Here is a 13,029-nt window from a genome sequence, read left to right as displayed (position 1 = left end):
GTTTCGATTACTTCCGGTCGCCGAGGGCGACCTTCCCGTCGAGGGCCTTGTCGAGCACGATCTCCAGGTCGGAAGAGGTCCGGAGGTTCCGATGCGTGACCTTACCGTCGGGATCGACCAGGAGCATGGTCGGGAGTGAGATAATCCCGAACTCGGTGGCCAGCCGGCTCTCCAGTCCGCCCGGCTCGAAGAGTTCCGGCCATGGGTGTGGGCTGGCCTGGAGGAAGGCGTCGAGTTCGGCCTTGTCGTTATCAAGGTTGACCCCGATGACCTCGAAGCCCTTGGCCTTGTACTTGGCCTGGAGCTTGGCCAGGTCGGGGAGGTCACGCTTGGCGAGGTTGGCCCAGGTCGCCCAGAAGACGACCAGGAGCGTCTTGCCCTTGTACTGGCCGGCGTCGACCGACTGGCCCTGGAGATCGGTCCCCTTCAGGACGATCGGCTTGCCGACCGAGTCGAGCCGCTTCAAGGCACCGGCGGCCTTCTTGCCCCACTCGGTCTCGGCATAGTCGGCCGCCAGCGGGGTGTAATACTTCTTGGCGTCGGCCTCTCGACCGTTCAGCTCGTTCGTGCTGGCCAGGAAGAGGAGGGCCTGCGGGGCCTCGTCGCACTGGGGATACTTCTCGACAAATCCCTTGAGTTTCTCCAGCCAGGCTTCCTGGACGGCGAGATTGAGCCCTTGATCGGCATTCTGGAGCGCGAAATCGGCCTCGATCTGCTTGAAGGCGGCGTAGGTCCCGGCCTTGCCGCCCTTGGCCGCGAGCCCTTCGAGGACCTTGGCCCCATCGGGATAAGACCCGGTGGTGTAGGCGGCGGCCAGGCTGTCGACGATCAACTTCTGGTGGTCGAGTTCGACCTTCGGCTCGTTGGCGGACTCGGCGGCCTTGACCACCTTGTTGAGCAGGGGGACGCGACCGACGTGGAACCGGGCCACGTTCTTGGCCGATCCGTCGTCGAGAAGTCCTTTGTTGTCCTTGTCGTAAGCGGCCAGGGCCTGCATCGCCTCAGCAACGGCAGGATTCTCCCCGCCTCCGCTGAAGTTCCCGGCCTCGCGGAAGACCCATGACCGGATCCCGCCCTCGACCGCCGCGATCGGCACATTCTTGTTCGGATCGATCACCCGGGGAAGGTCGACGAACTTCCAGGTTTCGCCGATCTTGACCATCTCGGTGGACTGGAGGAACGCGGCCTGCAACCCCTTGGCGGCGTTGTTGTTCGACGACCCGACGAAGATCAGGGCGTTCTCATAAAGGATCAAGTCATCCTTGAGGCCGGCATCGGCCGCGATCAGGTGGGGCAGGGCCCCCTGGAACTGCTGCCAGCGAGTGTTGGCATCCCAGCCGACCAGCCCCGATCGGAGCGTCTTGACCATCGCGACGCGCTGTTTCTCGGCCTCGGCGACCTGATCGATCTCCCCCTTGGGGATCCCGAGGGCTTCCAGTTCGGCGGGGGAGGCCATCACGGTCTCGAGCAATTCGGAGTCGCCCGAGATCAGCGACTGGACCAGGACCTTGCTGGCCTCCTCGGCCGAGATCCGGGTCCAGGAGACGATCTTGCCGCCTGAGAGCTTGGCGACTCGGGTGCCCGCCGAGTTCATCCAGTGGACCTCGTCGAGACTCTGGTCGTTATTGACGTCGATTTCTCGATAGATCTCGAAGCCGTCCTGGTAGTAGCTCCACTGGTTCATCCGGCCGCTGCCGTTGCTGTCAACGAACCGGCAGAGGAGCTTCCCCTGGCCGTCTCGGAGCGCCCAGCCGATCGAGGCTCCCTTGCCGTTGGCGACCGGCTCGACCTTGCAGGCGGCGATGGCCGCAGGATCGCTCGGGACATCGTACTCGACGCCTTTCTGGCTCGGCTTGAAGGCCATCAGCTGGGCGACGGTCGGTGGAGCGGCAAGGGCGATGGCCGGGGCCACGGCCAGGAAGCAGGCTACGGCCCATGTCGTCCGGAAGGCCCGCATCGGCGTCTCCTTACAGGGGTCCAGGTGGGACTCGGCCCCACCGCGATCATCGGTCGACGATGGTCGGCCCAGTTTCGAGCCCGGACCACCGCCCTGACCGTCATGATCGGCAAGTCCCGACTCGGTCCTCCACAAGTCTCGACGGATTCGTCGGGACTCGATCGGAGTGGATCGGGGATCTCCAGATCGGATGGCTTCGGAATTGCAGCAATCCCTGCGCCGGTTGACCGACTGGGCATGATTTCCCCGAGAAATGCAGGCACGGAAGCGAAATCGGCCAACTTGACTGCCCAGGAATCGATGGGCTGATGGTCGGATTTACCAGAACGGGAGGTTAACGTTACAATCCGTGCGACCGACACGCGAATGGAACGGCTTGACAGGGGCGGGAATCCGCGTAGTCTAGCTTCGAGTCCCACCCTCTCTCTCGAACATCGAGCCGGTCGTGGCTTTGCCGACCGGATGGGTTGGGACTCGAATCCTCCGACGAACAACCAGGGATGGAACGCCATGGATCGACGCATCCTCGTCGTGGACGACAGCGAGTTGATCTGCGAGCAACTCTCGCAACTCCTCGCCCGACCGGATCGACGGATCAAGGTCGCCCACGAAGGGACCACGGCGCTCGAGTGGCTGACCGAGCGAAATTTCTCGGTCGTCCTGACCGATCTCTGCCTGCCGGGGATCAGCGGCCTCGACCTGATCCGCGAGATCCGGAACCGCGACCTGCCCGCCACGGTGATCGTGATGACCGGTCACGCCTCGATCGACTCGGCCGTCGAGGCCATGAAGCTCGGCGCCTACGATTACCTGGTCAAGCCGATCGACCACGTCCGGCTCGAATTCCTGGTCGAGAAGGCGCTGGAGGACCGCAAGCTCCAGGACGAGGTCCGTTCGCTCCGGCAGGGGCTCCACCAGCGCTACTCGTACTACAATCTCTTCGGCAAGAGCGCCCGGATGCGCGAGGTCTTCGCGCAGGTGGCCCGGGTCTCGGCCTCGAACTGCACGGTCCTGATCACCGGCGAGACCGGCACGGGCAAGGAACTGGCCGCCCAGGCGATCCATTACAACGACAAGTCGCGGACAGGCCCGCTGATCGCCGTGAATTGCGCTGCGGTGCCCGAGCCGCTCCTGGAGAGCGAATTCTTCGGGCACGAGAAGGGGGCCTTCACCGGGGCCGACCGCCAGAAGAAGGGACGCTTCGAGCAGGCGAGCGGCGGGACACTCCTGCTCGACGAGATCGGCTCGCTGCCGATGGGGATGCAGGCCAAGCTCCTCCGGGTCCTCCAGGACGGGACGTTCGAGCGGGTCGGCGGAGGCGAGGTGATCCAGGCCGACACTCGGGTCCTGGCGGCGACCAACGTCGGGCTTTCCGAGGCGGTGGCCGCGGGCCGGTTCCGCGAAGACCTTTATTATCGGCTGAATGTCATCTCGATCGAGCTTCCGCCCCTCCGCGAGCGGATCGAGGATCTTCCGCTCCTGGTCGAACACTTCCTGGCCCAGCTCGCCGAGCGACGGTTCCCCTTGAAATCGGTCGCTCGCGAGACGCTCTCGCGCCTGGCGAGGTACGAGTGGCCGGGTAATGTCCGGGAGCTCGAACATCTGGTCGAGCAGATGGTCGTGACCACGCCGGGGCCTGTGATCGAGCCAGAGAACCTCCCACCCCAGATCGTCTCGACGCGAGAGGAGCCGTTCTCGCTCGAATTCGACATCCGACGCCCGCTCCAGTCGATCACCGACGAGCTCACCGAACGGATCGAGCGTGCCTACCTCCAGCGCGTCCTGGAGCGCTTCCGAGGGCGGATCGACCGATGCGCCGAGCATTGCGGGCTGTCTCGCCGGAGCATCTCGGAGAAGCTTCGTCGCTATCAGATCGACAAGTCCGAATTCAAACCCCACCTCGCGGCTCGTCGCGAAGGGGTGGCCGTGGGCGAACCGGCCTGAGGATCGGGCCCGCCCCGGGCCGTGTAGCCGGAGCGGGCCTCGGGGGCCGACTCAGTACTGATCGGCGCTGATGACCTCGCCACCCGAGCGTGTTGCCAGGGCCTGATAGGTCGCCTCATTGATGGTGTTCTTGATGAACCGGACCGATCCGTCGGCGAAGAGGAAGTTGACGCCGCCGGGGTGCCAGCTCCGGTAGTCCTCGACGTGGGCCGAGGAATGGTTGGGGGTCCTGGTGAAGCCCTCGACCCCGATCGGCCCGAGGATCATCGTGAAGGACTCTTCGGGATCGGGGCTGAAGGTATTCCTCCCCCCCTCGAACGAAGGGGTGGGAAAGAGCCAGCCGCCGATGGCCCGGCCGGTCCAGGTGACGTAGCTCAGGTCGTGGCTCCGCTCCCCGGCGAGGAAGGTCTGGCTCGTCCCGTCGGTGATGTCGCGGAACCCGACCCGACTGTTCCGGAAGAACACGCCGTTGCCCGCCCCCGGAGCCTCGCCGACTTCGCCGATCCCATACATCCCGACGTAGTTCGCCGACCCGACGGTGTAGACCGTCTGGGTGTTCGCCTCGTTACGGACCGGGACCAGTTGGTTCGGGCTATCGGACGGGCAGAGGAAGACATTCACGCGGAGGAGCTGGGCGGTATTGTTCTGGGGATAGGTCATCGTCAGGCCGAAGTTGATCGCGTTGTAGAGCGGGCCTTGTTCGACCTGGGGGAGGATCATGCTGGCCCAGCCCCAGCCCGGTCCGATGTCGTCCTGGGCGGTCCCCTGGTCGCCCGAGTCCTTCTTCCAGAAGCTGGAATAGCCGGGCGGGAAGGTCTGATTGGTGTCGAAATAGTTATGGATCGCCAGGCCGATTTGCTTGAGATTGTTCGTGCATTGCGAGCGTCGGGCGGCCTCGCGGGCGGCCTGGACCGCGGGAAGCAACAGCGCAATCAGGACGGCGATGATGGCGATCACGACGAGCAATTCGATCAACGTGAAGCCGTCGAGACGTCGACGGAAATTCTTGGGGCGCATGGGAACTCCGGTAGGCTGCCTCGGCCACGGACGGGGAGCGACTCGTTTAAGAGCCGATCGAACGGGGCCGATCCGATCAGGATTTCGGTCGGGAAGGACGCGCGTTGACGAAGGGCCGACCGGGCCGCGATGGAAACGCGACGATCGGTCGAAAGCCCGCGAGCGGGTGGGCTCGGTCAAACGAGCGGGGGTGCCCGGCAGCTGGTCCGGAGGGGTGACCCGGGGAGGGTCGAGGCCCGGCCTAGCTCGACCGGTTCGGTCAAGCCCGGGCCGGGTGCTGGCGAGGAAGCGGTCCGCCAGAGTGTGTGGTGGGAACGAAACTGGCAGGAAGGGCAAGGGGCCGGGGGATCTCCCGGCGAGATGACCTCATGTCCGGCCACATGGAGCCGGGACTCATCGCAATCGCCGTGCGACTCGGGGATTGGGGCATCCGCCGCTCGGTGGTCGTGGACTCCCATGGCCACCAGGGTGGCCAGCGAGTAGACCAGAGTCAGCCACAAACGACTCCATCGCACGAGAGCACCGCCTCCGGCGAGCCTTCCGATCAAATTCGTGGCTTAATGATCAGTCCAATGTTTGGTGATTGTCAAGTCCAGCAGGGCCGACTCGCGATAATTTCACGCGAGTGCCCCTCCAGGGATCCCGAGCGAGTTGATCTCGGGCCAGGTCCATCTCCCAATGAGTTATGTCCATAAAAAAACGGCTCGACGCGCCCTCTCACGCGTCGAGCCGAGGGTCGGTCGTCACGCGAACGTGTCGGCCGAACCGAGTATAGTAGGCGACGATCACGGGGAATCTGTCCCCGGTTTTTGCAGGAAATGTCCCGGTTTTTTCAAGGGGCCGATTCGTCGATCCGTGCCGAGCGGGACAGCACGTCCGAAGTCGAGAGGACGCGATCCTTCCAGAGGATTCGCCCTCGGTGGTGATGCCAGACGCTCGCCGAGGCGATCGCCACATACGCCGTGATCCCCGCCGGCAAGGCGAGCGCGAAGATCCAGGGAAGATCGAGGAACACGAGGATCGGCACCGAGGCGAGGACCTGGGCGGCAATCCCGCAGGCACCAATGACGATCGCGGGGGAGGAGCCGGTTGCCAGGCAGGCCGCCGGAGCCCAGGCCATCAGCAGGGCGAGGATGGCCCCGGTGACGTACTTGTGGGGCATGTAATCCATCCCGGCGTAGGCATTCTTGCGGAGCCCTCGCCAGATCTCGCCGAAGCTGCCATACATGTGAGTCCAGGCCAGCCCGGGGGCCAGGCGGACCGCGAGCTTCCCCCCGGCTTTCTTCACATGCTGGGCGAGCTTCAAGTCCTCGATGATCTCGCCCCGGCAGGCCTCGTGCCCCCCGGCCCGTTCGTAGGCCGAGCTTCGGACCAGGATGAATCCTCCGGCGGCCAGCGCGTCCGGTCGATCGGGATCGTTGACCCGATCGATCGGGTAGAGTTGCGCCAGGAGTTGGAGGAACGAGGCGGCAATCGTCCCCTGCCAGAAGGTTTCGCAGCGGACGCCCGGCAGGAGCGAGACGAGATCGGCCCCCGTCCGGTCGGCCTCGCGAATCGCCGAGGCGAGGGCCCTCGGGTGGAGTCCCATGTCGGCGTCGACGAACCAGAGCCATTCGGCTCGGGTCTTTGAAACCCCTTGATGGACGGCCCAGGTCTTGCCAACCCACCCCGCCGGACGCTCCAGCCCCCGGACCACCCGGAGCGCGGCCCGATTGTCGGACTCGTTCGCGATCCGCTCCAGGATCGGCCAGGTCTGGTCGGTCGACTGGTCGTCGACGACCGTGATCGTCAGCGAAGGATATTCCTGGGCCCGGAGCGACTCGATGGTCTGGGCGATGTTTGCCTCCTCGTTCCGGGCCGGGACGATCGCGGCGATCTCGGGTCCGTCCGGGATCGGCCCTTCAATCGGGCGGAGGAAGCGGAACCACTCCCCCCGCGAGCTTCGGATCAGCCGGATGGCCAAAGCGGTCCAGGCCAGGGCCACCAGTCCGCCCGGGATCAGGATTCCGATCATCGGGCCGCCACCGGCCGGGCCTTCGAGGCGGGGAGCGGCCATTCGCGGGCGATTCGCTCGGCGGTGATCTTGCCGCTCTGGACGACCATCGGCATCCCCGCTCCGGGCTGGACTCCCCCCCCGACGAAGTAGAGACCCGGCACGTCGGCCCGGTAGTTCAGCGGCCGGAAGCTCCCGCCCAGGACGTTATGCTTGTTCCCCAGCCCGTAGATCGAGCCGAGGAAGGCCGAGAACCGGTCGCGCCAGTCGTGGGGGGCAGCGATCTTCCGGGAGACCGTGGCCGAGGCCAGGCCCGGGACCCCGGCTTGCTCCAGCCTGTCAATCAGCCGGTCGGCGTAACGCTCCTCGAAGCCTCGGTCGCGTTCTTCCTCGCGGCCGGGCTTCAGGGGTGGGGCCCCGACGACGATGAACGGGTTCGAACCTCCGGCCGGGGCGTCGTCGGGGTCGGTCACGCTGGTCACGTTGGCGTAGATCGGCGGGTCCGAGGTGTATTCGCCCCGGACGAATAGCTCGTCGTAGACCCGATTCGATCCCTTGGTCAGGACCAGGATGTGATGGGCCAGGGCGTCCCAGTTCCGGTCGCAGGCCATCTGGATCGTGAAGAACGAGGTCGAGGGCTCGGCCTTCCCCTCGCGGAGGTCCTTCACCTCGCCCGAGAACCCATTGCCGCCCCGGAGCATCCGGAACGTCTGGATATAGTCGGCGTTCGAGACGACCACGTCGGTCGGTATCGGCCCCGAGCTGGTCAGGACCCCCGAGACTCGACCCCGGCTATCGAGCTCGATGGCGTCGACTTCGACTCCGGTATGGATGTCTACTCCCGAATCGCGACAGGCCGAGGCGATGGATCGTGGAATCGCGGCGATCCCGCCCGAGGCCGGATACCAGACCCCTTCCCGCATGATCGTCCAGGGGATGATCGCCAGGCTCGCCGGGGCGTGCTGGGGGTCGAATCCCGAATAGGTGGGGAAACCGTAGAGCAACTCGCGGATCGCGGGCGACCGGAATTGCTCGTCGATCTCCTGAGCATAGCCTTTCGCGGGGGAGATCAACGCGGCGGAGAGCATCAGGGGGGAGAACATCACCTGCCCCCAATTCTCCAGGATCCGATCGCAATAAGCGTGCGAGATTAATTTGGCGAATCGATCCATCTTTTCGAGAAAGCGGTCCAGCGCCGGGCCTTCTTCGGGGTCGATCGCGGCGAAGGCGTCGCGGAGGCCGGCCTGATCGGCCGGGATGTCGAGGGTCCGGCCGTCGGATAGGACGATCCGGAAGGCTGGGTCGAGTCGGCGGAGCGGCAGGTACTTCTCCGGGTCGAGCCCGCTGGCCTCGAAGAGCGTCCGGTAGACCCAGGGCATCACCACGATGCTCGGCCCTTCGTCCCAGCGGTATCCCCCCTCCTTGCGTTCGCTCGCCTTGCCGCCGAGTTCGGCGTGTCGCTCCAGGACGATGGTCTGATAGCCTCGTCGTTTCAATTCCAGGGCCGCGGCCAGTCCGCCCAGGCCGCCGCCGATCACCACCGCCCGAGTCGTCGTCATGGTCGCCCCTGCCTCGCCGTCGGTCCACCAATCTCACTACTGTAGGCGCGCGGTCGAGCCCATTCCAACTCGGCGGCGATCCCGACCGAATTCATGGCCGATCGTCTTCCGTTGCGGTAACTTATTGGCAGGTACCTTTATTGGCATGGACCACCGCAATCCGAATCGGGGAGGCCGATCGATGAGCCGGATTATTCACGACCGTTCCCTATGGCTCGGGTCCCTTGCCCTGATCGCCGCGCTGGCGCCGGCGGCCCCGACCCTCGACCCGGCCGACGACGTCAAGGAACTGGCCAAGGCCCGGGTGAAGGTTGCCCAGGAGATCCTCAAGCAGTATCGCGAGTATCTCCTGGCTCCGGCCGGCGAGAAGGGCATTCCCGCTCCCCTGGTCGTCGCCGAGGAGATCCAGGGCTGGACCCGGAAGGTCTTCGAAGCCCGTCTGGAGGCCGCCTCCGACGCCGCCGAGCGGCTCGGGATCCTGGCCGAGGAGGTCAAGGCGGCGGTCGATTTCGAGGATCAAGTGAAGGCGCTGGTGGGCGGCAATCCGACCGGCCTCGACCGGATGTCGGTCTCGAAGGCCGAGTTCATCCGGCTCGAAGCCGAGTCCCGCCTCGCGCGGGAGAAGGCCGGGAAATGAGCCGGGCCGAGATCCTGAGCCTGTCGTGAACCGTTGCCAGGAGGGCCCGGATCGGCCATCATGCCAAGATCATCCACGATTGAATCCGATTCGAAGGGGCAGGCGATGCAGTATCGGACGATGGGTCGGACGGGCTGGAAGGTCGGCGAGATCGGCTACGGGATGTGGGGCCTGGCCGGATGGTCGGGGTCGGATGATTCCGAGTCGATGGACTCGCTCCATCGGTCGATCGAGCTGGGATGCAACTTCTTCGACACCGCCTGGGGCTACGGCAAGGGTCATAGCGAGTCGATCCTGGGGCGGGTCGTCCGCGAATATCCCCGGAAGGAACTGATCGTCGCGACCAAGATCCCGCCCAGGAACTTCACCTGGCCTTCGCGCCGAGGCTTCAAGCTGGAGGACTGCTTCCCGCCCGACCATATTCGCGAGTATGCGGAGAAGAGCCTGGCCAACCTGGGCCTACCGCATATCGACCTCCTCCAGTTCCACGTCTGGGAGGACGCCTGGGCCCACGACGAGAGCTGGCAGCTCGCGATGGACGACCTGAAGCGTCAGGGGATCGTCCGGGCGGTCGGCGTCAGCGTGAACCGCTGGGAGCCCGAGAATGTCGTGGAGACCCTCAAGGTCGGCCGGATCGACGTCGTCCAGGTGATCTACAACATCTTCGACCAGGCCCCTCAGGACGAACTCTTGCCCCTCTGCGAGGCGCTCGATATCGGCGTGATCGCCCGGGTCCCGTTCGACGAGGGGACCTTGACCGGCACGCTCACGAAAGACTCGACCTGGCCGGCGGAGGACTGGAGGAGCACCTACTTCGTGCCCGAGAATCTCCGGGCCAGCGTCGAGCATGCCGAGGCGCTCCGCCCCCTGATCCCCGAGGGGATGACCATGGCCGCGCTGGCCCTCCGCTGGATCCTGGCCGACTCGCGAATCTCCACGATCATCCCGGGGATGAGGAAGCGGAGGAACGTCGAGGCGAACATCGCGACGAGCGACGGCCGACCCTTGCCTCCCCCGCTCCTGGAACGTCTCAAGGCCCACCGATGGGATCGCACGCCCACGTCCTGGTCGCAGTGACCCGGGCGTGCGGTCTCGATGATCTGCGGGTCAAACGTGCGCCGGGCCGTAGAGATAATCCATCAGGTGATGATTCTCGGCACGGGTCCGCTCGTAGAGCAGCTTGACCACGTCTCCCACCGAGATGATGCCGGCCAGGGCTCCCCGCTCGATCACGGGGACCTTGGCGATCCTCCGCTCGGACATCTGGCCCATGACGGCCTCGACCTCGTCGTCGATCCCGCAGGTGATCGGATCGAGGGTCATGATCGAACGGATCGGGCAGTCCCGGAAATCTGGGCCTCGGTCGTGCATCTCGCGGATCAGATCGCGCTCGCTGATGACGCCGACCAGCTGATTGTCGAGGTCGACCACCGGGAGTGAGCCGATATTCTCCTCGACCATCCGGGCGATGGCCTCGTCCGCCGTCGAATCCGGGCCAATGGTGACGATCCGGGAACCCTTCGCCTTCAGGACCTCGCGGACAATCATGATGTTCTCCCCTGCGCTGTGGAAGACAGGACGCGAAGAGATGGAGCCATGCCTAAGATGGCTCTGCGTCCGGCTGCCTCGGTGAGAATGGTCTGGCTTCCTTCATACTGTAGATCGCCGCCGGGGTACGCAAGGGGTGAATGGCAGAGCTTTCCCCGAGATCAGAGGTCGATTTCTTTAAAAACCTCAAGAATATGGAATTACGGATTCTTCGATTCGAGCGGGAATCTCACTCTCCCTCGGCCCGGGGTTGATTCGGCCGATCCGGTCGGAGGACCTTCGATTCTTTCCGAGCACTCGCCTTTGAGGATCGGCCCGATTGCGTTAGAAAATGTCGGGGCCGGAGTGCCGCCGATGGTTCGGAGGGAGGGAGCCCGATGCCGATGACCCGGGAACGACCGTCGAAGTGGCTAATCTGCTGGGTCGTGGCCTGGGGGGGCTGCGTCCCCCAGGTCGAAGTCGACCAGCTCCCGACCGCCCGCGAGACGATCACCGAGGTCGGCCAGAGGCTCGGCCGCTCGATCTCGCCGGGCAAGTTGACCGAGATCGTCGGCCGGGGAGATCGAGTCCTCGGCCAGCTCACCCACGAGGAGCGGCGGGCGCTCGGCCGGAACGCCATTCGGTTCCGGGCCGACCGGCCGGTGGTGGTCGAGGTGGCCGCTCCCGAGAACTCGCCGCCATTCTGGCTGAGTGACCAGGGATTCGACGACACGGGAGACCGACTCAAGAACGCGGACGGGACCTTCATACTCTTTCGCAAGTCGTTTCCAGTCGGGCTGATCGGGCTCGGGGTCAATGGGCTGGATGTGACCGCTCGATCGCAATATGCGGTCTTCCTCCGAGCCGAGGGCGGGGGCACCGTCGCGATCGAGCCGAGAGATCCTCTCGACCTCTCGACGGTCATCGCTCGACCCGGCGTCAGCCCTTACTCCGACGTTGAGAAGCCCTTCGAGTCGCTCCCGAGCCGACTGATCGGCTCGACGATCGTCAGGACCGCGTTCGAGCGTCGCAACGAAGGGGCACTGGCACGCGGCCGGGTCTGGAAGACGCGGCAGCCCTCGGGGCCATCTCCCGATCAGGTGGTCGTCTCGTTCGGGGCCGATCCGACGAACACCCTGTCGATTACCTGGCGGACCGACCCCTCGGTGGGGGATTCCTTCGTCCGGATCGCCCCCGAGTCGTCCGGGGAGGCGGGGAAGATCGACCCGAAAGTGATCCGGGGCGATGCCCATCCGGTGAATTCCCAGGGGCTCCTCAACGATCCCACCATCCTCCGCCACCGTGCGATCGTCGAAGGTCTGGCCCCGGATACGCGGTATGCCTACAGCGTGGGGGACGGGACCCCGAACGGCTGGACGGACTGGCGGACCGTGCAGACGGCCCCGTCGGTGCTCCGCGATTTCGGGTTCCTCTACATGGGAGACGCCCAGTGCGGCCTGGAGCGCTGGGGCGACTTGCTCCACGTCGCCCATCGGCGGAGGCCCGACGCCGGTTTCCTCCTGCTCGCGGGAGACCTGGTCGACCGGGGGAACGAGCGGACGAATTGGGACCACTTCTTCCTCAGGGCGGCCGGGGTGTTCGAAGAAATCCCGTTCATGCCCAGCGTTGGCAACCACGAATATCTCGACCTGGGGCCGGAGATCTACAGGGGGACCTTCGACCTCCCGGCCAATGGTCCGGCGGGGATCGACCCGAACCTGGTCTATTCGTTCGAATATTCCGACGCCTTCGTCGCGGTCCTGGACAGCAATCTGGGCCTCTACGATTCCCGGCTCGCGAAGGCCCAGACCGACTGGCTCGACGAGGCCCTGACCCGAACCCGGGCGACCTGGAAGTTCGTCACCTTCCACCACCCGGTCTATGCCTCGCACCCGACTCGCGAGAACCCTCCGATCGGCGAAGCCTGGGGGCCGGTCTTCGACAAGCATCACGTCGACATGGTCCTCCAGGGGCACGACCACGCCTATCTCAGGACCCGGCCCATGCGCGCGGGTCGGCCCGTCGAGTCTCCTGCGGAAGGGACGGTCTACGTGGTCTCCGTCTCGGGCGAGAAGTTCTGCGAGCAGGATCCGAGGGGCTATACGTCGAAGGGATTCACCAATCTCGCCACCTACCAGACCATCGACATCCAGGTGAAGCCGAAGCGGCTGACCTACCGATCGTTCGATCGGGAGGGCCGCGAGGTGGACTCCCTGATCATCGACAAGGGGGCCGAGGCTCCTCGGTTGGCGGGAGCTTCGCCGCGTTGATCGGCCCGTGAGCGGCGCTCACGATCGGTCGCTCTCGCTTGTCGGCCTCGTGGACCGGGCGTATCTTGAGATGAGGGACGACGCACCGTCAGGACGTACGCGCCGCCCTCTTACCAGGAGGCGAC

General features: G+C 65.4%; 10 protein-coding genes. 4 read left to right on the top strand and 6 right to left on the bottom strand.

Annotated elements, in window-relative coordinates; translation table 11 throughout:
• Positions 1-7: 7 nt before the first annotated feature.
• A complete protein-coding gene (locus tag P12x_RS09860) occupies positions 8-1,957 on the bottom strand; it encodes a redoxin family protein (RefSeq protein WP_435010693.1) in 1,950 nt (649 codons plus the stop codon).
• A gap of 510 nt (positions 1,958-2,467) precedes the next feature.
• On the opposite strand from P12x_RS09860, the gene P12x_RS09855 reads away from it, so the two are divergent.
• The gene (locus P12x_RS09855) at positions 2,468-3,901 is read left to right on the top strand and encodes a sigma-54-dependent transcriptional regulator (RefSeq protein ID WP_435010692.1); all 1,434 of its coding nucleotides are present in this window, start codon (positions 2,468-2,470) and stop codon (positions 3,899-3,901) included.
• A 51-nt stretch (positions 3,902-3,952) separates the two neighbouring features.
• Here P12x_RS09855 and P12x_RS09850 read toward each other — a convergent pair whose 3' ends face one another.
• The 4 genes from P12x_RS09850 to P12x_RS09835 all read right to left on the bottom strand — a co-directional run bounded on the left by P12x_RS09850 (position 3,953) and on the right by P12x_RS09835 (position 8,470).
• Positions 3,953-4,918, bottom strand: a complete 966-nt coding sequence (locus P12x_RS09850; RefSeq protein WP_435010691.1) for a DUF1559 domain-containing protein — start codon at positions 4,916-4,918, stop codon at positions 3,953-3,955.
• Between the two features lie 176 nt (positions 4,919-5,094).
• Complete coding sequence (locus P12x_RS09845) at positions 5,095-5,433, bottom strand: hypothetical protein (RefSeq protein WP_435010690.1); 339 nt, start codon at positions 5,431-5,433, stop codon at positions 5,095-5,097.
• Positions 5,434-5,750: 317 nt separating this feature from the next.
• The gene (locus P12x_RS09840) at positions 5,751-6,974 is read right to left on the bottom strand and encodes a glycosyltransferase (RefSeq protein WP_435010689.1); all 1,224 of its coding nucleotides are present in this window, start codon (positions 6,972-6,974) and stop codon (positions 5,751-5,753) included.
• Positions 6,929-8,470, bottom strand: a complete 1,542-nt coding sequence (locus P12x_RS09835) for a phytoene desaturase family protein (RefSeq protein ID WP_435010688.1) — start codon at positions 8,468-8,470, stop codon at positions 6,929-6,931. Before P12x_RS09835 ends, P12x_RS09840 begins: the two co-directional genes overlap by 46 nt.
• Positions 8,471-8,651: 181 nt before the next feature.
• On the opposite strand from P12x_RS09835, the gene P12x_RS09830 reads away from it, so the two are divergent.
• Positions 8,652-9,107 carry a hypothetical protein gene (locus tag P12x_RS09830; RefSeq protein ID WP_435010687.1) on the top strand — a complete coding sequence of 152 codons (456 nt, stop codon included), beginning with the start codon at positions 8,652-8,654 and terminating at the stop codon, positions 9,105-9,107.
• A 105-nt stretch (positions 9,108-9,212) separates the two neighbouring features.
• On the top strand, positions 9,213-10,184 hold the full coding sequence (locus tag P12x_RS09825; protein WP_435010686.1) for an aldo/keto reductase: 972 nt from the start codon (positions 9,213-9,215) through the stop codon (positions 10,182-10,184).
• A gap of 30 nt (positions 10,185-10,214) precedes the next feature.
• Here P12x_RS09825 and P12x_RS09820 read toward each other — a convergent pair whose 3' ends face one another.
• The gene (locus P12x_RS09820; protein ID WP_435010685.1) at positions 10,215-10,655 is read right to left on the bottom strand and encodes a CBS domain-containing protein; all 441 of its coding nucleotides are present in this window, start codon (positions 10,653-10,655) and stop codon (positions 10,215-10,217) included.
• 377 nt (positions 10,656-11,032) lie between these two features.
• Here P12x_RS09820 and P12x_RS09815 point away from each other — a divergent pair, with 377 nt between their 5' ends.
• Entirely contained in the window at positions 11,033-12,904 is a 1,872-nt protein-coding gene (locus P12x_RS09815) for a fibronectin type III domain-containing protein (RefSeq protein ID WP_435010684.1), read from the top strand.
• The last annotated feature ends 125 nt before the right edge of the window (positions 12,905-13,029 follow it).

The sequence above is a fragment of the Tundrisphaera lichenicola genome, assembly GCF_051175385.1.
GTDB lineage: Bacteria > Planctomycetota > Planctomycetia > Isosphaerales > Isosphaeraceae > Tundrisphaera > Tundrisphaera lichenicola.
Note: the sequence above shows the minus strand (reverse complement) of the source record. Positions and strands in the feature narration are given on the sequence as shown.